This window comes from Campylobacter sp. CFSAN093238, assembly GCF_012898015.1.
Classification (GTDB): Bacteria; Campylobacterota; Campylobacteria; order Campylobacterales; family Campylobacteraceae; genus Campylobacter_D; species Campylobacter_D jejuni.
Genome location: NZ_CP040611.1, coordinates 978,155 through 1,002,383, shown reverse-complemented (window position 1 = coordinate 1,002,383; position 24,229 = coordinate 978,155). Strand labels below are relative to the sequence as shown.

Here is a 24,229-nt window from a genome sequence, read left to right as displayed (position 1 = left end):
TTTACTCTTTGATATTATGCTCTTTAGCATAAGCTCTTATCTTAGCTCGAAGTTCTTGCGGAAAATTATATCTATATATGGCAGGAATTCTTGGATCAAGGAGTTTGTCTAAATATCCTCTTTTATAAATCCATTCCAATCTTTCAGGTGTAAAATAATAAGGGGCATTAGGATAGCCTTGAGGTGGGGTTAGGGCTGCTAGTTTAGCGCTTAATACTAGAGTATCCATAGTCAGTTTAGCAGATCTTTCATCTCTTTCGTTTCTAATATCTACATCAAATCTAGTTACCATTCCATTTTCGTATCCATCCATAGCATCATCAAATTTATTTCTACTTTCAGGAGTAGAATCTATATCTCTTGGATCTTTTAATTTACCTTTTTCAATATCATTATATAAAGCCCAAATGATCCTGCCTTCTTCATCATAGGCAAAATCATATTTATTTAAATCAATCGTCCAATCTGCTCCTATAATCTCATCTAAAAAAGGAAGCATACCAAATTCATCTAATAAACTCTCATAATGATAATCGTGTAAATCATAAATCATTTTTGCCCTAAGCTTATTCCAATGTTGCCCTGTAAGAAAAGAATTAGAACACAATACTGCTAAACCTAAACTTTTAAAAGCATTTTTATCTCCAAGTTGAGCTTGTAAGAACAATGCTTGTTGTTGTCTTGCTTTAAATCCTACAGCAGCTGTAGGACTAGCTTTAATATTTCCCAAAAGTAAAGCAGATAATTCCCATTCATTAAAGAAAGAATAAGATTTTAATGTTCCACGATGAGAACTTACTTCATCGTAAATATAGGCATAATCTTCATTAACCAATCTTCCTTTTTCATCTACATTAGCATAAGCATCATAGGGTATATCTATAACCACAGATCTTAATCCACTTCTTATTGCTAAATATTTATATCTTTCTCTTTTGGTTTTTAAAGATTTATAATAAGCTTTTTCTGCTTTAGTCCAAGGAGCTATAGCTCCTTTTATAGGATCTTTTAAATAAATACTTTGCCATTCTTTAAATTCAACTAGAGTGGATTTTTGCCCTGTATAAAAGTTAGGATCTAGGTATTGGGGTTTATAGTCTTTGTAGGGGGAGTTTTTCATAATATGATAAGATTTAAAAACCGCTTTGGAATATTCTTCGGTATAGTTGCCTGTGGGCTTAACATTTTCTTTAAAGAGTATTTTATTGGTATCTTTTTCCACATCTAATGTTAATCCATTAGGTGTATAAATCTCATAAGTTTCACTCATTATCTATCCTTTCTTAATTTAACCCATGTATAAACCATCTTCTATGATTATAGTAGTGGCTAGTCTGCCTATGAAATTAGGCAGAGTTTTTGTTTCTGATGTGATATCAGCATTTGCGCTTGCTTTGCTAGTGTTATTTTCTCTTTTGCCTATAGCTTTCAAGCTTTCTTCATTTCCATTTATCCCCATATACATAGCCTTAAGATTGTTTTGTCCTATGATATTGAGTTTTTCTAGTAATCTTCTGGTTTTATTTTTATCTTCTATATATCTTCCTGTTTTATCTTTACTTGTATTGTAAAGTCCATTAGCAAAATCTTGTAAAATTTGTAAAGCTTCATTGTAAGCATGAATAGGACTATCTTCATCCTTTTTAAAAGCACTAATTTGCTTTTCTTTATTTCTAAACTCTTTAAACAAAGGATGATTACAAGGAAGTTGATATATAGTGCATTTTTTAAGTTCTAAAGATTTTAACTCTTTAAAATAAAAAGTATAATCATCTATAATATATTTTTGTTCTTTTATATCCTCTAAAGCAGTTGCATTTCTTTTCTCATCAATAATCAAATAAGACAAAAGTCTTTTTAAAAGAAATTCTTTATTTTCTTCAAGCTTTTGATCTATTTCATAATGAAAGGAAAAATGAGTGTCAAAAACTCCTGTGCAAAGATCTATGCCATAAAAAATTTTCTTTAAATCAAAGCTAATGAATTTCGAATTGATTGCAAAAGGATAAGTTACAAAATGATCTCTTATAACCGCTAAAGGAGAATCATCTTTAAAGGTGTAAAGCTGATAAACAATGCTTTCATATTGTTCTTGTAGGGCTTTAAAATTTGTTGGAAAGAGATAATTTAAAAAAATACCCACAAATTCTCCAGTCACAATAGAAGCAAGGTCAAGTTTATTTAGCTTAGCATAAGTATAAATAGTATATTTTTGAGTTTGTATATCTATGCTATGCATAAGAGCAATTTTAGATATATTGCTTTCTTGATTAGAGTATATAAATAATTGCTTCATATATTTATCACTCCAATAAATCTTAATTTGTTTTTCATTAAAGTATTCTTTTATCTTTGTGATAAATAGATTTAAACCGGATGTATTTTTTTGTATTATTAAATTGGATTTTATCTCTTGTGCTAAAATCATTTGGATTTTAGTATGAATTAATTCTTTTTCTATTTGTTGTAAGCGTGCTTTTATTATTAAATTAGATTTTATGTGTATATGATATATACTATTCTTTTTTGGAGGTGCAAAAATACCAAGCTGTTCTTTAAAAAATTCTTTAAATCCTTCTTTGTTTATTTTAATACAAGCTTGAATAACATATTCTATTGTTTTTAAAAAATTAAAATCCCACAACATTTGAGCTGTAAAGCTGATAAAAGGACTAGCACTTAATAAAATTTTTAACATTGCATAAGTAAATATTTCACTTGTTTTTTGTTCTTTTGCCTTATTTAAATATTCTTTTCCATACATCTGTTCCAAAAGCTTTGATAAATCTGATATTTGTTTCTCTATATCCATCCATGCAACAAAAGCTCGTTGCGTTTCTTCGTCTAAATTCATAAATTCTTTAATGCATTTTTGTTCATCTAAATGATACATTTGCTTTAATTTGATTATTTTTTTATCTAATGTATTTGTTGTATCTAAATCTTTTGATAATTCATTAAAAAAATCATCTATAGTTATCGAACTATCATTTTCCACAAAAGAATAATCTTTTTTGTCAAGTATTTTTAATAATTGCGATACAACTTCATATGCTGTAATATTTGTTGGCTCATTATTTACATATATTGGACATTCATCTGTCCATAAAACATAAGTTTTATCTAAGTATTTTATATATACAAAATTACTGCCTCCATATTTTTTCAAATCCAAATTGATATTTGGAAAAATAAGCTTAGCTTGATACAAGACAAATGAAATGAATAAACATTCCATTAAAGAATAGTTCCCAAATGAAGATTTATCCGATTTTTCAAAAAACTCTTTTTTCAAAAAAGTTAAATATTGATGAGCTATCTTTTTTTCTTTTTCTATGATGGATTCTTTGACTTCGTTTTGTTTAAAGAATTTTTTGATATAAAAATAAGGAAGCCATTTTTTATCATTTATTTTTTTATTGTAGTCAATATAAGCTAAAATGTTTATTCGTTCGCAATGTCGTAAATTTTCCGTCTTTTTTACTATTTCTATTATTGGCTCATTTTCTGATATTGCTAATTTTTCTTTAGCTGTTTTTGCGAATTCTGGTAGCTTCTGAGGTGTAGCAACAAAATTTGTTAAATATTTATAAACCTTTTGCATATCTTCATAAGCTTTTTTACTATTCTCATAAGCTTCTTTGGATATTTTCACAAAAGGGCTTAATTGTAAAATATAAGGTTCATTTTCATCTTGTGGCATTTCTATGCTATATTCGCTATAATCTCTTGTGCTGTCATAAGTTTTTTTTGAAGTATCAATATTTTTTTTAATTCTTCTGTATTTATCTTGTATATTATAGTTGGCGATTTCTTGAGTTAAACTTTCACTAAGTCCTGCATTGTATTTATTGGGGATATTTGAAATAATCAAATAATTTTTACTTATTTTAGTTGTATTTAAATCTATTTGTGCATTTTGATTTTTTTGTGCGAAAAATTCAGCTAGTTTACTTGAGTTAAAATTTGGACTTTCTATATAGGAAAAATAAATAAATTGTTTAATATCTTCTTGCAAATTCTTTAAAATAGCATTGTTTTTTAAATACAAATTAGATAATTTTTGCGTTGAAATGAAAGCGGGTAAATTGCTCGATTTTGAATCATTGGGTGTATTTTTATACCCCTTGTCTTTTTGTTCTGGGTTTAAAAAGATTTCACTAAAAATATTTTCAATGCTTTTTATTTCTTCGCTTAAAGTGATTTTATAAGCCAAATTCGAAGCGATATTGCTTTCATCGCTTCCAAGATATAATCCAAAACCACTTAAATCAATAATTTCTTTTTTATCAATAATTAAAACACAAGATAACAAGCGAGAATTAATATAATGAATAAACATAGCACATCTAGTGGCTAAAAATGCGGCTAAAGGCGTTAAAAGTGTGCCATAATCTCTTTGAGCAAATTCATAATACTCGCTTGCAGAACCCATTAAAGAAAATAAACCAGCAGCCAAAATAGCTAATCCTGCCCCACCTGTAAGAACAGCTACCACTGTGGCTATTGCAACACCCGCTATAGCACTTAGTATGATTTTAATTTTTTCATATTCTTTTTCTTCGGCAAGTTTTTTAATGTGTTCTAACAACTCATTGATAAATTTTTCATAAGTATTTTTTAAAGTGGGACTTATGCTATTTTTGAAAAAATCCGATTCTATGACATTTCCAATCTTTTCTAAAACTTTTTTCTTAAAATCATCAAATTTCTCACTGCTTATATCATCAGGATCAATGTTTTCGATTAACTCGTCTAAGGTTGTTATATCTTCAGAATCTTTGGCTAGTTCTTTTAAAGTATTGATAAATTCGATACAAAGATTATTTTTATCTGTATGATAAAAAAGATTCAAATCTTTATCTTGTTTCTTGTCTTGAATTTCTTCTTCTAAGTCTTCTAAATAAACTTTAGTGCAAATTTCACTGCTTGATAAATCTTTTAAATTTACATTTTGTCCAGCATCAAGCTCATTAAGGGTATGGATATTTATTTCTATATTATTGTGATTATCACAAGTTTGTTTTAAAATTTCTAGTATTTCCATAGTCAATATTTGATTTTTAGATAGCATTTTTCTTTGATGAAAATCAATATTTTTTAATATAGCGTGTAAAATAGAAAAATTAGGATAAATAAAATCAATCTGTTTAACTTCTTTATTGTTGATTGTTAAATTTTTAATAGTTTGAATTAACTCTGTTTTAGAACTTATAAACATAAAAGATTCCTTATATAAAGCATTATTATATCATTTTTTATTTGCTAATATTTTTTGTCTCTCTATTAATCTCTCCTATCCACCTAAGCACATTACCCTTATCATCAATCTCAACTTCTAAATCTTTGTATTTGTTGTAAAATTTAGGAGCTAAGATTTCATTAATTAGGATTTTTATAACTTTAAAAACTTCTTGTAATTCTTATTGTATCTTTTTAACTTTTTACATATTCTAGGTATTTGTTGTTGCTTGCTGCCTTTGTTGCGTCTATTTTTCACATAATTTCAGACGATATTCTTGTATAATCTGCTTGTTTTTAGAAATATATAAAAAATTATTAAAAATATTGTATTCATAAATACCATTTTTAAAAACATATCCTTTAAAATTCATATTTACATCACTAATAGACTTACCGTTTAAGACAATATATTTTCCATTATTTTTATTGACACCCACATATACAACCTTATCACAAGTTATATTACCCTCTGGACATAGATTTAAAATTTTTATCCAAAACTTTTCATTTTCATAGGTACATTGCTCTAGTGGAGTAAAATCCTCTTGTGCTAACAAATAAGTACTAAAAAATAAAAACAATAATATATTTTTAAAAATTACCATTTTTCATAACCTCCTTGAGTGTAAAGCTTTATTCAGCATTTCTCCTATTAATTAGTCCCTGCATTACTTTATTTTGACTTTTGTTCCACGCCATCCAAGCTTCCTTTAATGTTTTGTAACCCGTTTTCTCTGCATTGATGATTTTGGCAACAAAAGAGTTTTTAAAATTATCAATCCCTATATTAAAACATAATATAACCAAGTCATCAAATTCATTCTGTGCCAAGGAAGAGTTTATTGAATTTTTTACAGCATTTTCAAAGGGTAACAAATCGCTTTTAAACAATTTATCCGCTTCTTGTAAAGTAATACCATTTTTATACAAATCCCATTCATTTTGCCCTATAAGATGTCCATATCCGATAGTTGCACCTTTAACATATGAAGTAATTTCTTTTCCATTTTGATCATTATAAGGTTTGAGTCTTAGCTTCTCTATATTTTTTAAAAGATTTTGACCATCATTGCTTAGATGAGTGATTTTTTCTTGGGTATTGTTTTCACTAGAACTTATATTATTGCTTTTTGTAGTGTTTGTGTATTTTGTGCCATTATTTATATTTACATCTTTATTTTTTGCTTTTATTTTGTTTTCACTAACCCCATTTACCACCACAAATTTACCAACATAAAGCTCTTGTTTTCTATCTTCATCTTCTAAGATTTCATCTAGTCAAGGTGATAGAATGAAAAAATATAAAAAGATTTTAGTGCTATTATCACCAATAATTTTAATTATATTATTTTATACCCCTTTTTATATCCTAGCTATTGGGAATTTAGAAGGTTATGTAAATTAAATAATTATCCAAAAAGTGAGGAAAAATATAATAGAATCTTAGCTTATTTTGATAAGAGTTTAGATGGTAGTATAGGAAAAAATGGTTATGCAAAAATAGGTTATGGTAATAGAATAGATTTAGGTATATATATTTATTATAAGAATCCAAATAACAAAACATTAACTTTTAAAAATATTAATAAAATATATTTTAGACCAATATGGAAAAACTATGCACCAAATATTTATGGTAATGAGGGTAATATGGATTTTAGATTAAAGCTTGACGGTGAAATAGATTGCAGAAGCTTATTAGGAGAATTATATGGATAATAAACAATAAATCAATAAACTAAGGGACATGGCAGAACTTGCACAGGCAAGTTATGGATATTTTCATTATGTTGATAATAAATTTGATATAAAAGATGAAGATAAAATTGTTACCTTTGAAAATGTTTTAGATATTACCTATAAAAACTCTAAAATTATTGATGAAAGAGGATTTAAAATCGGCAAGCTCGATGGCGACTTCTCCCCACTCCAAGCCAAACAATTCTTTGAAAGATATGATTTATTAATCCATCAAACAAATACAGAGTCAAGCTTTTCTGCTGCTTTGTTCTATGATACACACAAAGATGGTTTCGTGGTGTGGTTTAGGGAAACAGAATGCGGATTCTAAAAATACTTTATATTTGTTGGATTATATTATGTGTTGTAGGTTGGTTTATATCTCCTATTGTTGGACATAATCCAAATAGGGTTGAGGAGTTTTTTATAATGCTTGGTTGGATAGTCTTTCCACTAATGATAGCCAATCTATGGCTTTTTGGAATAACAAGAATTAAAAAATATTTAAGGAATTTTTTAATATTGTTTTTATATTACCCTTTGGCATTTGCTCTGTTTTTGGTGCTAAATTAACTTTAGGAGACTAAATGGAAGAATTAATCAACAATCTAAGAGGCTATGCCGAGTTGGCCCAAGCAAGTTATTTTAACTTTATGTATATCAATAACGATGAGCGAGAAATGGATAGTTATAAAATAGGGCAAAATAGATTCCCTAAAGATAAAGACAATATAGAAAATTTAGAATATACAAAGACCTTATCTAAAAAATATAAAGATTATTTTATTTATGATGATTCCATTGCACTATATCCGACACTTAATGGAGAATTTGGGGAGATTCAAGCTAAAAACTTTGCTAAAAAATATGAGATTAAATTCCACCAACCAAATACGGCTTCTGGCTTTAGTGCTACTTTGTTTTATGATAAAGAAAAAGATAAGTTTGTAGTAGGGTTTAGGGGGACAGAGGGACTTTGGAGTATGGATACTTTGGCGGATATAGGGCTTACCTTTGGTAAGGGCGATTTTCAACTTAATGCTTTAAAGCAATTTTTATTAGACATAGCACCTATTTTAAACAAAGTAGATTCAAATAATATTATTTTTATAGGGCATTCTTTAGGCGGATATTTAGCAGTTATAGCAATGCAATTTTGCGATACTATTGATAGGAGCTTAAATACACAATTTAATGCAATCAAATTTATGGCATCGCAAGTCTATACTTTTAATTCTCCTGCTATTGATGAGATTGATAATATGCTAATGCGGGCTTTGGCAGCATTATTAGATAAAAATATTATGGAGCAAGTCTTAAATCCTCAAAAAGTATATTGTGTCTATGACAGCGGTGGTATAAATATCATCGCTTCTGCTCAATATGGCTCACACAATAGACTGCCTATCTATACGGGTAAAGATTCTCACTCCATAATCCCCCTAACTCAAACTCTTTACTTCTACTCCTATCTTTTAGAATTAGATGCTAACCATAACAAAGTCAAAGATAAAAGTTTTAGTGAGTGTATAGAGTATCTTAATCATTTTATAAAAAATATTCAAATATATACAGAAACTTTTGTGTTAAAAAATAATGCTACTAATAAAAATAGCTCTTTTGGGTTCAATAAAAACCATCCAGAAAAGATTAACCACTTTGAGTATTCTCTTTCATTAATAGCCACTATAATGCAAGAAACAAATGGTATTTTAGAAGAGCTTGGAGATAGTTATTATACAAGTTATAAAGCTCCTACCATTAGTCAAACAAAAATCATAGATTTTATTTTAAAGGCGCAAGAAAAAGAAAAATATATTTTAATTCTTGATAAAAATGATTTTAATAAATACAGAAAAGATTGTTCCTTTATTAATAATCAAGAAAACTTAGCTCATAAAATTGCCATTGGGGAATTTAGAATTTTCATTGTGGTTTATAAAGATATGAAATGTCTTGAAAATATTAATAATATAACAAAAATATATGGATATAATTCAAAAAGTTATAAAATAAAAGATCAAATTTGGGATGAGCAATATTTAGGTGGAGTTTGTAAAATATCACAAGCTTTGTATTTTAATGGAAAAGCTAAAATAGGTATTATTTAGGAAAATTATGATAGGTAAAGACTTTTTATATTCTATTCATAAAGATAAAAAAAGTATTTATTTGTTTTGTGAAAATAAAAGCATAATTGATTGTCAAAGTATTTATGATGAACTTTATAAATTAGAAGCAACGACAGATTTTACTTTTGAAGAACTTCAAAACTATCAAGCTTATATCTTCCTAAACTCCACCCTCCTTACAGGCTCAAATGAACTTCCTAACAATCCTTTTTACTTTGGAGAATTAGATCAAGATAATGCCATAAAACAAGATACACCTAGTTATTATTTTTCTCCTAGTAATGAATTCAAATGCAAATCATAAAGGATAAAATAATATATGAAAACAAGCCAAATATATGAAACTTTATAAATATGCTAGAATGTGCTGGACTAGGTATTCTATAAATTTAAATGAGAACATGCTTAAGGAATTTCTAAAATATAAAAACAATAGGATGAAATAATGGATGAAGAACTTTTTTGGGAAAACATTGTTCCAGTAGGACATATTAATGAAGAAACTTTAAAGAGCCAAATTTATATTAATAATATAAATTTTAGCACTTTACAATATGATGAAACAGTGTTACCTACAGAATTAGAGTGTTGTTATAATGAATTTAAATACTATCAAAAAAGCAATAATGAAATAGCAACACTAGGTTGGGCTATTAGCTATCAACTTCAAGTATTGTGGCAAAATAGCCCTAAGATAGATACAATACAAAATTATCATCTCCCCGTAAAACAAAATAAGCCTAATAATCCCCAAGCAGAACAAAGACTAAAAGAAATACAAAATTTCTTACAAAGTAAAGGTATAGAACCTCTTATTTTACATTATACCCCTTATCCAAACAACACACAAACCCAAGAGATGAAAAGACTAAGGCAAAATTCAGAGCGTTTTTCGCGCCATGTAGATAATAAAACAAATGAAGTAAGAGAAGAAAGGCGTTCTATTAAATTTTACACTACGCTAGATTGGGATAAGTTTTATTCTCATTTTCCTATAATAAAAAGACTAAGTAAAAAATTTCATACAAAAGAAGACATATACACTCAAAATTTTACAAAGCAAATAGAAATAATCTTACAAAAAACTCATAATATTTTGATATTAAAAAATTTACCTCAAGGAGAATATAAATTTGATTTTGCGATCGATATAAAAGAAAATCGAAGCGATAAAAATGAAGAATCTTATTTCATCATTAAAGAAAATGATGAAATTTCAAAAGATTATAAACGCATTTTAGACTGTAAGCCCTATGAGCTTGATACTTTAAATTGTCAATATATAGGTGTGGGTGATGATGAGTTTTTCAGACAAATTTGGCAAAATTTAGGTATAAATATTGCAGAGAAATTTAAGGTAGATTTTTCTTATGCTAGACTTGATAAATTTATTTTTGCGACATCGCCATTTGGACTTACTTATAATACATATGAGACTTTAGAGCAAACTTATGATGAACTCATGCAAGATCTATCTCTTTATGCTTGTAGTGGTAAATTTTCTTTTAATTTTGTTCCTTCAAAATTAAGCATTAAAAAAGAAATTCAAGGAGATAGAGAAAAGGTATCATACCGCGTTGATGAAATGCTTGTTTATGTTTATGATAGCTTTGATTTTTTAGATCAAGGACATGAATTTGATGATGAGGGAAATTTTATCAAGCTAGGACAACCTGTTGGAGCTTGGGATTTTAATACGAAAACTTTTAGCATAGAAGGTTCTTTATATCAAATGGCAACTTATAGAGAATGGCTTGAATGGGAAATAGATGGATATAAAATTGATTGTTCAATAAGCCCTCAAAGAATTCTGCAATCTCCAAAAACCAAACAATACTATCTTTACAATCAAGATTATCAAGACTATCAAAAATTCACTCCTTATGGTTTGGACTTTAAACTTTATAGTAAAGATTTTATCACTAAACTTGATTTTAAAGATGAAGCTTATAATGTGCTTTATAATACAGGAGTTTAAATGGGAGAAGATATTATACTTTCTATTTTTTGGGGTTTATTTGGATTTATTCTTGCTTTTACTAATATAAAATTTTATCTTACAACTTTAAGTGTTCTTGTTGTCTTTTCTATTTTAAATTATTGGATTAAAATTAACATAAAAGAATTTGTAAAATCTTATTTTTTAATATCTTTTATTATCTTTTTTATGGCTATTGTTATCATATTTTATCTTAGCTATGATCTTGAATTTTATAAATCGCTTGTATTACTTGATCCTCCAGAAATTGAAAAATTATCACCGCAAGAATATAGAGTGCGTAATTATTTTAAATTTTTAACCTTTGCAACTATGTTTTTTTTAGTAATCACATTTATCATATTTCCTTGTTTATTACAAGCTTATTTATTTAAATGTTATAGCACAGGAGAAAAACGCAAAAAATTAAGTTGGCTTATAGGGTTTGTGTGTAATATCTTTTTATTAATTGCGAGTGTGTATGTGGTATATGAAAATCTTTAAAGACTATCAAAAATTCACTCCTTATGGTTTGGATTTTAGACTTTATAGTAAAGATTTTATCACTAAACTTGATTTTAAAGATGAAGCTTATAATGTGCTTTATAATACAGGAGTTTAAATGGGAGAAGATATTACATTTTCTATTTTTTGGGGTTTGGTAGGATTTATTTTTAGGCTTGTTACTATTGATACAATACTTTATATTACAGCCTTAAGCGTTCTTATTGCCTTTTCTATTATAAATTATTGGATGAGAATTAACATAAAAGAATTTTTAAAATCTTATTTTTCAATATATTTTATTATCTTTTTTACAGCTATTATTATCATATTTTATCTTAGCTATGATCTTGAAACTTATAGAGGATATGTAATGCTCGGTCCTCCAGAAGCTGAAGAATTATCACCACAAGAATATATAGTATATAAGTGTTCTAAATTTTTAATCTTTATAAATTTTATTTTTTTTACAATCACATTTATTATACTTCCTTGTTTATTACAAGCTTATTTTTTTAAATGTTATAGCACAGGAGAAAAACACAAAAAATTAAGTTGGTTTATAGGGTTTGTGTGTAATATTATTATATTAATTGCGAGTGTGTATGTGGTATATGAAAATCTTTAAAGACTATCAAAAATTTAATATATTTGATATAATATTCATTTATCTTAAATATTTAGAAAAAAATGGATAGAGAATTATTTATAACAAGGCTTGCTTTTATAAACAATGATGAAATAGACACAATAGATAAAAATTCATCCATAGCATACTTAAAAGCCTTATATCAATGTGAAAATTCCATAGCTATAAATTATAATCAAGAAGAGCTTTTCACCCAAGCTACCGCTATAAACAATCTAGGCTATAATTCTACTTTCACAAAAATCTTCATCCTAGATAAAGAAAAGCTCAATGATACCTATCTTGATGCTAGAAAAAGGCTTTATAAATCTATCAATACTTTAAAAGAAAAAAGAAATGAAAAAATAAAAGATATCCAAGACTATTTAAATAAAGAAATTTCCTTACAAGATAATCTAAATAATCAAAGCTTTAATACTAAGGAAAATGATGTTAATTTAATTTTAAACGAAGTATTTAACATAGAGCAATTTTATGATAAAAATACCAATACCATAGTATTAAAGACAAATAATATAAAAATCATATTCTTAGATAAAGTAAATTTACAAGATTTGCAAGATAATTCTAACAATACTTCTTTCATCTCTATGTCAAATTTGATCCATATTTATGATAATCATTGTGATATTTTTGCAAAAGATAGAAGTGTTTTGGATATAAAGGACATAGAAGAAAAATATCAAATAGATTTTAAAAGTTTAGATATAAAAATCTTCCTAAACTCCACCCTCCTTACAGGATCAAATGAACTTCCTAACAATCCTTTTTACTTTGGAGAATTAGATCAAGATAATACTATAAAACAAGATACACCTAGTTATTATTTTTCTCCTAAAGATGAAAGCAGTGGCAAAGGAAGACTTAGTATCTTTTATAAAAATGATGAACTTTGTTTGCTTAATTATTCTATATTAGAAAATTCTTTAAATATCAAATTAGAATGTTTAAGCAAACAAAGCTTAGAGTATAAAGACTTAATTTCAAACACTTTAAAAGAACAAAAAACCACACAAGTAGATAAAAAACAAGCTATAGCTAAACTTCATGCTCTTTTAGAAAATCAAAACCTAGAATGTATCCATGGAGGTAAAGTCATACTTAAATCAAACAAAGGAAAAACTTTTAAAGATGATGGTGTGCCTATAATGCTAGAAAGTGATTTATTAAACTCTAGTATAGTAGCTTGTCCTAATACTATAGCAGGTGTAAGTGTTCCTTGTACTAAAGTTGTTAATGTAAAAGGATCCTTATCTCAAAAGAAAGTCAATAATGAATATGTAATCTTACAAGAACTCATCTCAGCTTGTAAAACAGATAAAGGCTTTGCTTTAAAAGTAAGCTTTACTCCTACTAAGTTTAAATTTGATCACAGCTTTGATCCTAAAGAGGGCTTAGGAGAACAAAGTAAAAATCAAATAGAGTTAAAAGAGCCTATAATAAGACTTCATTATAAAAGTGATAGATTTCAAAAAGATAATTTACCTATCTATAATCTTTTAATCAATAATGAAAAAAAAGAACAAAATAAGGCTTTAAATGAATTTAATATAGATTTAAAAGATTTAAAAGATATAGAGGATATAAATATTCTTAATCAATTCAAACAAGACTTTAGTAAAGATTATGAATTTAAAGAACTAAATCTTAGCTTTGATACTAATTTAATCAAACTTTATTTTATTATCCCAAAAAACATTGCTAAAGTTTATAAAAGTGCTTATAAGGAATTTGAAAATAAAGATTTAGGAGTAGGGTATTTTACACAGCTACATGAGTATGATAAAATCATCAAAAATGCTTTAGAAGATAATAAAGAATTAAACGAATATCATTTTAGTTTTTTAGCTCCTGCAAAAATGCAAAATTTAAAACTTCAAATCGCACAAGGACTAGATGAAATCTTAGAAGATGAAGATAGAAAACAAGAGCTTTATGTTTGTAAATTTGTGGTGGTAAATGGGGTTAAAATATGAAAATAAAAAATTTTACTTTAATTGCATCAAATCATAATTTAGAAATCGAGTTAAAAAATCTTACCAAAAATGCTAATAAAATTATTTTTATATGCAGTGATTTTGATGGATATAAAGAAGCTAAGAATTCTTTGTATAAGACACTACATACTATTGAAGATAATTTTAAAATTGATAATACAAAAACTTTTAAAATCATACATTTAAATCAAGCCAATAAAGACGAAATCACAAAAGAACAAAAATTTAGCTCTGATAAAAATTTATCTAGCATTGAAAAAATTATCTTTAATAATTTAAAATTTTTAAATAATGCAATTAATCAAAATGAAAATAAAACGCTCAATAAAATTATTGATGAAAACAATGTAGAAAATATTGAAAATTTTTTAAAAGAAATTCAAAAAGAATTAAATATATTATTAAAAAATATCAAAGAATCTAACTATTTTGAGCAAGAAATTAAACCAAAGATACAACTTACCCTAGATACACTTTTTAATACACTTTTAAAAAATATTACTCAATCTAATGATGATGAATATAAGCAAATTATTAGAGCTATAGCAAAATTTTTTATCAATATATTAGATTCTGTAACCAATCTTAAAAAACCTGTCTCTTTAGTCAAAAAAAATCCTTATGTTTTTGTTGTAAATACATTATTTGAAGCTTATAATTCTTCTGCTGAGTATCAAGAGTATAAGGAACAAAAATATTATTATGATTTTGCTTATCCACTTTTAGAGCTTATTACTAGTAAGCTTTATCCTATTATCGCTTTGTGCAATGAAGAAATTTTATCTGATGTATTAATTATAGATGATAAAGTATTATTAGATTTTTCATCTTATTCTAATGTACCTTCTATTAGTCTTTATAAAAATAGTTTTTATAAAGTTATTTTAGATGAAGAATTTCAAGGTATTTTTGATAATTTTTTAGAAAATAATCTAAAATTTGAAAATGAAAAGTTAGATAATACACTTTTAGTGAATTCTAGTTTAAATAATTTTGATACAACATTAAAAAAAGCAATCAATTTAAATATCTCTAAACTCAATCATTTCTTTTATGCAGAATATCCTGATTTAAATTCTTCCATGCTAGTAGAAATGATATTAGATAAAAAAAATACTGATCAAATCAATACAACCAAAATGGGTAAAAATTATTTGCTTATTACTAATCCACCACAGCTTAACAATGCAGGACTTTGTGAGGACTTGTATCAAAAAAAATTAGGAGCAATAATAAAAAATCGCCCCAAAGCTCTTACAAAAAATGAAAAACTTGCATTAAAAGGCGATTTTCCTAGCAAAAGAGATTATGGTTCTTATTTTATAGAAAGAGATGTTAAAAAAGAAGATGATTATGTATTGCAACTTTGTCCTTTTGTGAAACTTGATGGACAGATTTATCAAAAATATAAGGGATATTTTAATTTTTATAATCAAACATATTCTTGGATGAAACTTTATTTATTGGAACATATAAACGAACGATTAGAATATGAAAAAGTTAAGCAAGATTTTGCTTATATTGATAACTTTTTTAAATTACCTAAAGAACTGGAAGAAATTAGCGAAAAAGAAAAAGAAAAAGTAAAAGAATATATCAGGCTTTTTAATGATTATTTAGACAATATCAATTCTCGCTATAACCAAATACAATCCAATCTTAACTCAGAACCATTAATGTTTAAAACATATGAAAATGTAGATTTTAAGAAATACTCACCTTTAACGGTTGTTTTATTGACTTTAACTTTGTATGTTTTACAAAAAGACTTAGCTTTTACGCAAGAATATTCTCTTGGTGTTAAAAATATTGTAATTCCAAATCCAGATTATGGCGATAAAGAAATTTCACTTAATTACCAAAGGATTAAAATACCAAATTATTTTAATGAGTATATCTTATTTATCCCTGATGATATTTATTTTTATGATAATGATAAAAAAATTTATATCTTTTTATCTAAAGAATTAAATAAAAATAAAAAAGAAGATGAAGTTATTTATTTAGATGAATTAGCCAAAGCTATGTTTGAAAATGATTTTGAAGAAGAAGATCAAACTTATGTAAATTTTTTAAAAACCTTAAATGAAAGCTTTGATGAGGAGATTGAATTTGAAGAAAATATACAAACAGACAAAACTCTTCCTTTAAAAAAAGATTTAGATAAAAGCATTCAAGATATTATGCTTGATAATGAACTTGCAAAATTATCCATAGATATCACTTTTTTTAATATTATTAAGCAACTTTTTCCTTTTACAGAATTTTTTATGAGTCAGCCTGATTTTTTTAAAAAAATGATTTTGTTTTTTATAGATTCAAGCTTTGATAAAAAGCATTATGGTAATAAATTATTTTCTAGTTTTAAAGCACATTTTTTTAAAGAACTAGGAATATTTTATGCACTTAGCCCTAAAGGGCGTTTTATAAAAATTAATCCAAAAAGTAAAAAATCACTCAATAAGCTTTTTTTATATCAAATAGGAACAAATTATTATTATTTTAATCAATTAGAATATGCAAGTGAATTAAAAAAGTCAAAGAGTTTTTCAAGATTAGATAAAGCTAAGCAAATTCATTTGATATCAAAAGTAAAAAAACAATTAGCTATTGATTTTTCTATTAAAATGAGTAAAGACTTGAGCGTGGATATATTAAAAAATTTAGCAGGATCTTTTATTGATACACTTTTGCCTACAAATTATGAAAGATTGAAAATTTTATATGAAAAACTAATGTATGAAAAATTTACTTACAATTATGATTTTCCTTTAGCTGTAAAAAAAGAAGAATATATAACCTATCCTTTATTGATAAATTCTAGATTTATGAGTTTTGATTTATCTGAGTTTATTTTTGGTTCTTTTTATGCACGGGTGGGCTTAATTATTATCCTAGTATTGCTTGTGCTACAACTTCAAGTGAAGCTAGGGAATTTGCCTTAAAAAGACTTTTATCTTATATTATTTTAGATGAAAAAAGAAGTGCTTTTATGGAAGATAAAATCAATGAAGGCAAATATATCTTAAATGATAAGGAATTTTTTGAAAAAAACAATATAGAACTTAGAAATTGTAATATATATAAGCTAGAGCATTTTCAAAGAAAAGAAGAGTATAAAACACAACACCCAGTGATAAAACAACACCCTATCTTAGCTTATAATGATGCTATACAAATTTTATATGAATATGCAAATGGGATTTATAATACCACTCAAGATGAAAAGGGTAAGTTCATAGAAGATAGGCAAAAGGCAAGAAGATTGATGGAAAATTTAGAAGCCATAGGACAACATAATTTGGAAGTGATGTATAAGGGGATAAATGAAGAATATGTAAAAAACAAAAGAAAAAATGAATATGATGAGGAAGAAAGTGATGATACTAATAAATCCCAAGATTATTCTAATAAGTTTATAGGCAGACTAGCCACTACTATAATCATGGAAGATGGTTTGTATATAGGATGAAAGGATAAAAATGAGTGAAACTTACGAGATTTATACTTCTAATGGACTTATATTAGAAGTTGATAAAAATACGAATCAAATTATATTTGATAAAAGAGAAGATGGGCGTGAAGTAGGCAAATACACCCAAGAATATTCCAAAGCTTTGTTTGAAGCACACAATATCAAACAAAACTCCCCCTACAAAGACTATAAACCCCAATACCTAGATCCTAATCTTTATACAGGGCAAAGTTCTACTTTACTTGAATTTAAAGATTGGCAAAGTATTTATTTAAAAGATCCTATAAAAGGAGCTATAGCTCCTTGGACTAAAGCAGAAAAAGCTTATTATAAATCTTTAAAAACTAAAAGAGAAAGATATAAATATTTAGTTATAAGAAGTGGTATAAGAAGTGTTGTTATAGATATACCTTATGACGCTATAGGAGCTGTAGATGAAAAAGGAAATGTAGATCCTAAATATGAAAAATTATATAGAATAGTAGATGATAATAAACATAATCTAAGATCAAGTTTATTTCATAATGAATGGGGTATGGCAGCAGGAATATTAGGTGATTATAAATACCTAGCTAATGATATGTTTCAAAATGGTTTTAATGCAAGATTTATACAAGCTACTATACTTTATATACAATTAAGTGGAGGAAGTAGTATATTAGATAAACCTCATTTATTAGGTGCTATTTATGGTTATGCAGATATTGCTGTAGGAAGTGGTTTAGTAGGAGTGCATAAAAACCCTTTAAGAGAACAAGAGATTAAAACCTTAGCTAAGACTTTAAAACCTGATGAATTTGGTATGCTTCCTTTTATAGATGAGATTATGGGAGTAGATTGGGTGATTGATTATAATAAATATAGAATTGCTCGCGATGAATTTGGAAGTATGTATAAAGCCTTAAGAAGTGATATAGTTGAGGGCAAAATAAAAGATCCAAGGGATATAGATTCTACTTATGAAAGCAGAAGAGAATTTGATCATCATAGGGGAGGGTATTATAATGGCATGGTAAATGCTTATGGTTATGATATTCCAAATGATCGGAGTGAAGAAAGTGCACAATTAAGAATAGATTCTATGATATTAACTGCCAAATTAGCAGCCCTAACTCCTCCTCAAGGCTATCCTAATGCCCCTTATTATTTTACCCCTGAAAATCTAGAATGGTATTATAAAAGACATAAGCTTGATAAACTTCTTGATCCAAGAATTCCTGCTATTTATAGATATAATTTCCCAAGGGAACTTCGAGCTAAAATACTAGCTTATGCTAAAGAGCATAATATAAAAGAGTAAACCACAAAAGAAAGGAAAAACAATGCAAAAAATACTTCAAATCGATTTAGAAAAAAGAAAAGCTTTAGAGAATTTCAAAAATCTAGCTTTATTAGGATTAGGTGGAACAATGCTTTTAAATTTAAAAGAACAAGCTTTGGATTTTAGTCAAGAATTAACTTATATAAATACTTATGATAAGTATTTAAATTTAAAGCTTGATTCTTTTTATATCCCTTCTACACTTTTATCTTTGCTTCAATTAACTAAGAAAAGCAAAGAAGCTTTTTATATCAATGTTTTAATCAATAGCAATACACATTATAAAAATCCTTTATTACAATATGCTATTACCCAAAAACAAGAACAAGAAAATATCGTTTATGCTTTAAAAAATAATGAAAATCTTAATGCTTCTTTTGCAAATCTTAATGCTTTAAAATTAGCCTTAGAAGAAAAGAATTTTTATCTTAATTTTATAGACTTAAACAGCAAAGAAAGTCTTTTAAGTTTTTATAATCAAATAATAAGCAATAATCATTTTAGAAATTATTTTTATATAAAAAATAATCAATTTTTTATTAAAAAAGATATAAAAAATAAAATTGTATTTCATAATATAAATTCTTCTTCTATTATAAGTAATTATCTTAGATTGTTAAATGATTTTAATACTTTAAGCAAGATAGAACTCATAAATATATTAGAAAGTTTAAGTTTATATAATCTTTCAACTTTAATGCAAACTATGCAAAATATACAATCAAAAAATGAATATAACTCAAAAGACTTTGATAAAGATAGTATCTTTTTATCTAATATGATTATGAATGTGAGATTGAAGTAAGTATAAGTAAATGATAGATTTGGTAAATTTAAATCTTGCTAAGTTTATTATTTAGTTCAAATAAAAATATAAAAAAATATAGAAATTCAATAGAAAGAAGAGAAGCTTAGTTAAAAGTTTGTTTGGTAAGCCACAAGGGAGTTTCGCCCCTTAAAAAAGGGGCAAGGCTAATAAGCCTTGACAGTAATTATATAAATTAGTATAATTATAAGTACGAAACGAAACATAGTTTCACCCCCTTTCTAGGGCGTGATTATGCCACAGGGTTGCAGCCTTGTGGCAAAACCCTTAATGCAATTATACCAAACAAATTCTTTGACTTCTTAATACATTTTATTTATGATTGAATCTTATCTTTTAGCATAAGCAAGAAAAATATAAATTAAAAAATAAAATAAATCAATAGAAAGGAAGATAGGCTTAGTTAAAAGTTTGTTTGGTTAAACCAAAGGGATTGTTCTAAACCCTGCAAAAGCAGGGGATACTCAATAAGCCTTGACATAGCAAAGCATTAAGAGTATAATTATTAGAACAATTTTGAGCATTAAAACTCACCTCCCTTCTGGGTGGTAAATTAACGCTAAAGGGTTGCAGCCCTTTGGCGTTGCACCCTTTTATAATTACACCAAACAAACTCTTTAACTTCTTTAATATAATCCATGAAAAGATTTTACTTGTTATTCTTTAGCACTTTGTTTTTTGCACCTTCATTTTTATTTGGTGCTACAAACATAGCTAATGGAAATCTAATCTATACTTGGGGTTATGGCGATGTGATAAATGAAATCATGCAGGCGGTTAAAGGTATAACCACTGAAACAGATTATATCGTTAATGCAGCCTTGGCTATTTTATTATTGCTTTTCAGTATCAAAAAAGCAATGGATGGACAAACAAGTCCTGTGTTTGAATTTGGAAAAATGTTTATGCTTTTTGCTGTAGTGTGGTACATGTTTTTAAAAGCACCAAATGACAATAATCACCGCTTCATGATTTACGATGAAGTCACTAGCAAAGATTATGTCATTTCTCAAATTCCTATAGGCATAGGAAAAAGCTTTGCATTGATGACGCAATTTGAGAAGGTTATCCTAGAAGCTATGGAAAAACATTTTTCAACTCCACAATCTACAAATTTTTCTAATGCAGGTTTAGGTTTTTCACTTCAAGTGATGAGTACTTTGCCAAGCTTAAAGCTTTCGGCTATTGATGCAACTTTGCAAAAAAATATTGATTTTTATTTTAGAAACTGCGTTTCAGTAGGTATCTTGCTTAATCAACAAGGTAGAAATCTTTTTCAAAACTCTGATAATTTAATACAAGATCTTTTCACAAACATAGGCAATGGCTCTCAGCTTACTCCTTTGTTTGAAAATAACAATAATATTGAAAAACAAAGTGTTGTGCCCTGTTCTGATGCAGGTCCTCAAATCGTTGAAATGATTAAAAACGATACAGATGAAGCTATGAAGATTCATGCTGCTTTGCTTGGTATGGCGAATGATATGGCAAATTATGAGCAAAAGTTCTTAGGCGCTGCACAAATCTATAACGAACAAGCTGTAAGTGCTAGATCTTATTTGCAACAATCCATGATAATGCTTGCTTCTCAAGATGCAATCATTAATACCGCTAAATCAGTAGGTTTAAATCCTGCTTCTGTGGCTGCAAATACTGCTTATGCGGATCAGCAATTTTATGCAAGTATGCAAGCACAAGGACACTTGGCACAAACTTATTTGCCTTTAGCTAAAGCTTATTTAACAGCTATTATCATAGGTTTGTCTTGGCTTGTTGCTTTGCTTTCTATTGTGTTTGGCTCTTATGCTCATATTAAGATGTTTTTTACTCTATGTATTTGGATAGTACTTTGGACTCCTATACTTTGTATTATTAATTTTATAAATGATTTTAATCTTATGAATGTTGCACAGGTGATAACAGGTGGAAAAGCAGCTTTAAGCTTAGGAGATAACATTCTTATATTCAAAGAAGTAGCAAATAGATCAAATTTCATGAATTATCTTGTAATGAGTACTCCTGTTTTAGCTTATGCTATAGCTAAAGCAAGTGAACAAGGATTTGTAACTTTTGCTTCTGGATTATCTCAAGCTCTAACAGGTGCTTCAAGAGCTGCTGGAAGCTTTGCAAATCAGCAAGCCTTATCTACACAAACTAGCATTGCTGCTCCTAGAGGAGATGAAGTTTGGGCGATGAATGCAGGGGTGATGAGCTTGCAAAGTGCTATAAGTGCAGGGGGTGGTAGATTAGCATGTCTAGTATAACAGGGGGTGGAACAACAGCTAGAGATGTGAATACAGGTACAAGTTTTGCTTTGGGAAATCATGGTGAAATTTCTAATATGAATAGGACTTGATGCAAAACACGCACAAAGCGAAACTCAAACTAGACAAGATTCTCTTGCTAATTCTATTGCCGATACTCACAAAACAGGCATTAATCACGGTATTACCTCTGATTATCTTAGAAATCATGGTGCAGGAGTAGAAGATACTAAAGCAATTGAGAAAGCAGAAACGAAAGCTTTAAAAGAAACTATGAATGAAGCATTAAGCGATAAATCTAGCTTCTCTGAAACAGACAAAAAAGCTTTAGAAGGAAGTATTAGCGCTTATGCTAGTGGCTCAGCAGGGATTGAAATCTTTGGAAATGGTGGAAAAATAGGTGGAGAAATTAAAGGGACAGCTTCAATAGGCACAGGCTCAACTGAAACACAAGAATATTCAAGAAGCCTAAGTAAAGAAGGGTAGGCTGCATTTGATAAAATGTATGCTGAAAAACTTGGCAATATCATTAAATCTAATGATAGTGTGGCTTCTGCTTATTCTAATGCTCTATCTACAAGCACAGGTAGTGAATTTGCTGATGCCAAACAAAAAGCACATTCTTATAGTGAAGCAAGTCAATACAGTGAAGCTATACAGGCAAGTAATTTTACCTAATATGGCTGAAAATTACATTGCTGAAAATAATTTGGGTGGAACTAGAGAACAACAAGTTGCTGCTGCAGCTAAAGGGTTAGAAAACTTAGCCGCAAGGGGAGATTTGCAAGGCTTGTTGCATTATGCTAATATGAATACAGCTAAGCCAAATGCTGATAGAAATCATGATGTTAGCAATAAATCTTATTACAGTCCTTCAAGTGTAGGAGCTAATAATGCTCATAATAATGATGCAGTAGCTAATCAAAATAAGTTAAACAGCTTAGGAACAACAGGGGGGGGGGATAATATAAGAAATGAATTTAACCAACAAAGTGGGGCTGCTATAAGTAATTTCAAAAATCAAGGAACAAGTACTTCTAATGTGGTCAATAATAGTGCTAAAGATGCCATAGTAGAACAAGATGCTAACAGGAGAATGGGAGTAAATCCTAGCTCTTATATAATACAAGATGCAAGTAAATCAGGTAATGAGCTTGCAAAAGAAGCTCAAGGTTTATTTGATGCTATGAGCAAAAAATAAGTCTAGCTTTTTAGTTAGGCTTAGTGATCTCGTATAGCACCGAATATATAATCAAATTTACGAGGATCGCTTTCTATATATCCCCCAATTTCACTTGTTCCCCCATGCTTTTTCTCATCATAGGGAACTATTTTTATATTTTTAGCAAGGAATAACACAAAAGCAAAACAATAGCTGCAACTCCGCAAGAAAGCCAAAGAACAAGTATGAGTTTTTCGGTTGTAGTCACTTTTGCTTTTTTCCTACATTTATCCATCTTTATTCCTTTCAATATTTTTTAAATAACTTACTATGACTACCTAGTTTTAAAATATTTAGCTCTAACTCATTATTATGTTTTTGATAAATTAATAACAAGTTAGACTTTATATGACATTCTCTAAAATCTTTTAATACACCTTTTAATTGATGATCTTTATATTTAGGTTCTAAATTCTCATCATTAGAAAGTTTTACAATAACTTCATCAGTTATTTTACGCTCTTCATCGCTTATTTTTTTTGTAAGCTTTTATAAAATCTTTATGGTAATAAATTTTATATTTTGCCATTTTGATAAGCTTTCACAAAGTCTTGATGCGAATTAAAGCTTAATGCAGTATTGACTTTTTTTTCTTTATCAAGTTCTTTGCTTGCATTTAATATCTTACTTTCAAAACTACTCAACTTAGGCTTAGAAATTTTACATTTGGCATTTATGCTTTTTGCTAAACCCTTGAATGCAGGTAAAAAATTTTCATTAACATTTTCAATAATAAGAGTCATAAGCAACTCCTTTCTCAATTTATATAACGTAATTATACCATTTTTTAATAATTTTTGCAAGTATTTTTGTTACAGAATGCCTATTTTTTAGGGGTTTGAAACGGATTTTTTTTGACTTGATTGTTTTATTTATT

The 24,229-nt window shown here is 27.5% G+C and carries 16 protein-coding genes and 3 pseudogenes; 12 read left to right on the top strand and 7 right to left on the bottom strand.

Annotation, left to right across the window (positions count from 1 at the left end; all coding sequences use genetic code 11):
- Window position 1: 1 nt before the first annotated feature.
- The 4 genes from FBF21_RS05245 to FBF21_RS05230 form a co-directional block, all read right to left on the bottom strand.
- Window positions 2–1,270 carry a hypothetical protein gene (locus FBF21_RS05245; protein ID WP_042635858.1) on the bottom strand — a complete coding sequence of 423 codons (1,269 nt, stop codon included), beginning with the start codon at window positions 1,268–1,270 and terminating at the stop codon, window positions 2–4.
- Window positions 1,271–1,288: 18 nt separating this feature from the next.
- Window positions 1,289–5,221 carry a hypothetical protein gene (locus FBF21_RS05240; protein WP_168985445.1) on the bottom strand — a complete coding sequence of 1,311 codons (3,933 nt, stop codon included), beginning with the start codon at window positions 5,219–5,221 and terminating at the stop codon, window positions 1,289–1,291.
- 268 nt (window positions 5,222–5,489) lie between these two features.
- Window positions 5,490–5,849 (bottom strand): hypothetical protein, encoded by a 360-nt coding sequence (locus FBF21_RS05235; RefSeq protein WP_002779560.1) that lies wholly within the window; start codon window positions 5,847–5,849, stop codon window positions 5,490–5,492.
- Between the two features lie 28 nt (window positions 5,850–5,877).
- Window positions 5,878–6,465 carry a lysozyme gene (locus FBF21_RS05230; RefSeq protein ID WP_043019061.1) on the bottom strand — a complete coding sequence of 196 codons (588 nt, stop codon included), beginning with the start codon at window positions 6,463–6,465 and terminating at the stop codon, window positions 5,878–5,880.
- Between the two features lie 526 nt (window positions 6,466–6,991).
- Here FBF21_RS05230 and FBF21_RS05220 point away from each other — a divergent pair.
- From FBF21_RS05220 to FBF21_RS09455, 12 genes and pseudogenes are all read left to right on the top strand, one after another.
- Entirely contained in the window at window positions 6,992–7,315 is a 324-nt protein-coding gene (locus FBF21_RS05220; RefSeq protein WP_002870192.1) for a hypothetical protein, read from the top strand.
- A 256-nt stretch (window positions 7,316–7,571) separates the two neighbouring features.
- The gene (locus tag FBF21_RS05215) at window positions 7,572–9,095 is read left to right on the top strand and encodes an Mbeg1-like protein (protein WP_052775877.1); all 1,524 of its coding nucleotides are present in this window, start codon (window positions 7,572–7,574) and stop codon (window positions 9,093–9,095) included.
- 7 nt (window positions 9,096–9,102) lie between these two features.
- Window positions 9,103–9,420 carry a hypothetical protein gene (locus FBF21_RS05210; RefSeq protein WP_042635852.1) on the top strand — a complete coding sequence of 106 codons (318 nt, stop codon included), beginning with the start codon at window positions 9,103–9,105 and terminating at the stop codon, window positions 9,418–9,420.
- 141 nt (window positions 9,421–9,561) lie between these two features.
- Window positions 9,562–11,094: a DUF6402 family protein gene (locus FBF21_RS05205; RefSeq protein WP_052775878.1), complete on the top strand. Its 1,533-nt coding sequence runs from the start codon at window positions 9,562–9,564 to the stop codon at window positions 11,092–11,094.
- Window positions 11,095–11,598, top strand: a complete 504-nt coding sequence (locus FBF21_RS05200; protein ID WP_016818321.1) for a hypothetical protein — start codon at window positions 11,095–11,097, stop codon at window positions 11,596–11,598.
- Window positions 11,585–11,716 (top strand): hypothetical protein, encoded by a 132-nt coding sequence (locus FBF21_RS09410; RefSeq protein ID WP_257034141.1) that lies wholly within the window; start codon window positions 11,585–11,587, stop codon window positions 11,714–11,716. The genes FBF21_RS05200 and FBF21_RS09410 overlap by 14 nt, the downstream gene beginning before the upstream one ends.
- Window positions 11,717–12,226: a hypothetical protein gene (locus FBF21_RS05195; RefSeq protein WP_052775879.1), complete on the top strand. Its 510-nt coding sequence runs from the start codon at window positions 11,717–11,719 to the stop codon at window positions 12,224–12,226.
- A gap of 62 nt (window positions 12,227–12,288) precedes the next feature.
- Window positions 12,289–14,223, top strand: a complete 1,935-nt coding sequence (locus FBF21_RS05185) for a hypothetical protein (protein WP_227944467.1) — start codon at window positions 12,289–12,291, stop codon at window positions 14,221–14,223.
- Window positions 14,220–17,716 (top strand): annotated as a pseudogene (locus FBF21_RS05180) (hypothetical protein). Before FBF21_RS05185 ends, FBF21_RS05180 begins: the two are co-directional and overlap by 4 nt.
- A gap of 10 nt (window positions 17,717–17,726) precedes the next feature.
- Window positions 17,727–19,019 carry a hypothetical protein gene (locus FBF21_RS05175; RefSeq protein WP_100624690.1) on the top strand — a complete coding sequence of 431 codons (1,293 nt, stop codon included), beginning with the start codon at window positions 17,727–17,729 and terminating at the stop codon, window positions 19,017–19,019.
- 22 nt (window positions 19,020–19,041) lie between these two features.
- Entirely contained in the window at window positions 19,042–19,845 is an 804-nt protein-coding gene (locus tag FBF21_RS05170) for a hypothetical protein (protein WP_052790989.1), read from the top strand.
- Between the two features lie 659 nt (window positions 19,846–20,504).
- Window positions 20,505–23,331, top strand: a pseudogene (locus FBF21_RS09455) (conjugal transfer protein TraG N-terminal domain-containing protein).
- Window positions 23,332–23,464: 133 nt separating this feature from the next.
- On the opposite strand, the gene FBF21_RS09405 reads toward FBF21_RS09455, so the two are convergent.
- The 3 genes and pseudogenes from FBF21_RS09405 to FBF21_RS05155 form a co-directional block, all read right to left on the bottom strand.
- Window positions 23,465–23,587, bottom strand: a complete 123-nt coding sequence (locus FBF21_RS09405) for a hypothetical protein (RefSeq protein ID WP_002872489.1) — start codon at window positions 23,585–23,587, stop codon at window positions 23,465–23,467.
- A gap of 11 nt (window positions 23,588–23,598) precedes the next feature.
- Window positions 23,599–23,881: pseudogene (locus FBF21_RS05160) on the bottom strand (type II toxin-antitoxin system YafQ family toxin).
- Entirely contained in the window at window positions 23,868–24,095 is a 228-nt protein-coding gene (locus FBF21_RS05155; protein WP_002782139.1) for a hypothetical protein, read from the bottom strand. The pseudogene FBF21_RS05160 and the gene FBF21_RS05155 overlap by 14 nt, the downstream one beginning before the upstream one ends.
- Window positions 24,096–24,229: the final 134 nt, after the last annotated feature.

Bases quoted from the DNA above. Each gene is read 5' to 3' on its own strand.
- FBF21_RS09405 (WP_002872489.1), bottom strand. From the start codon at position 23,587: ATGGATAAATGTAGGAAAAAAGCAAAAGTGACTACAACCGAAAAACTC.
- FBF21_RS05175 (WP_100624690.1), top strand. From the start codon at position 17,727: ATGAGTGAAACTTACGAGATTTATACTTCTAATGGACTTATATTAGAA.
- FBF21_RS05195 (WP_052775879.1), top strand. From the start codon at position 11,717: ATGGGAGAAGATATTACATTTTCTATTTTTTGGGGTTTGGTAGGATTT.
- FBF21_RS05245 (WP_042635858.1), bottom strand. From the start codon at position 1,270: ATGAGTGAAACTTATGAGATTTATACACCTAATGGATTAACATTAGAT.
- FBF21_RS05185 (WP_227944467.1), top strand. From the start codon at position 12,289: ATGGATAGAGAATTATTTATAACAAGGCTTGCTTTTATAAACAATGAT.
- FBF21_RS05155 (WP_002782139.1), bottom strand. From the start codon at position 24,095: ATGACTCTTATTATTGAAAATGTTAATGAAAATTTTTTACCTGCATTC.
- FBF21_RS05240 (WP_168985445.1), bottom strand. From the start codon at position 5,221: ATGTTTATAAGTTCTAAAACAGAGTTAATTCAAACTATTAAAAATTTA.
- FBF21_RS05200 (WP_016818321.1), top strand. From the start codon at position 11,095: ATGGGAGAAGATATTATACTTTCTATTTTTTGGGGTTTATTTGGATTT.
- FBF21_RS05205 (WP_052775878.1), top strand. From the start codon at position 9,562: ATGGATGAAGAACTTTTTTGGGAAAACATTGTTCCAGTAGGACATATT.
- FBF21_RS05235 (WP_002779560.1), bottom strand. From the start codon at position 5,849: ATGGTAATTTTTAAAAATATATTATTGTTTTTATTTTTTAGTACTTAT.
- FBF21_RS09410 (WP_257034141.1), top strand. From the start codon at position 11,585: ATGAAAATCTTTAAAGACTATCAAAAATTCACTCCTTATGGTTTGGAT.
- FBF21_RS05170 (WP_052790989.1), top strand. From the start codon at position 19,042: ATGCAAAAAATACTTCAAATCGATTTAGAAAAAAGAAAAGCTTTAGAG.
- FBF21_RS05220 (WP_002870192.1), top strand. From the start codon at position 6,992: ATGGCAGAACTTGCACAGGCAAGTTATGGATATTTTCATTATGTTGAT.
- FBF21_RS05215 (WP_052775877.1), top strand. From the start codon at position 7,572: ATGGAAGAATTAATCAACAATCTAAGAGGCTATGCCGAGTTGGCCCAA.
- FBF21_RS05210 (WP_042635852.1), top strand. From the start codon at position 9,103: ATGATAGGTAAAGACTTTTTATATTCTATTCATAAAGATAAAAAAAGT.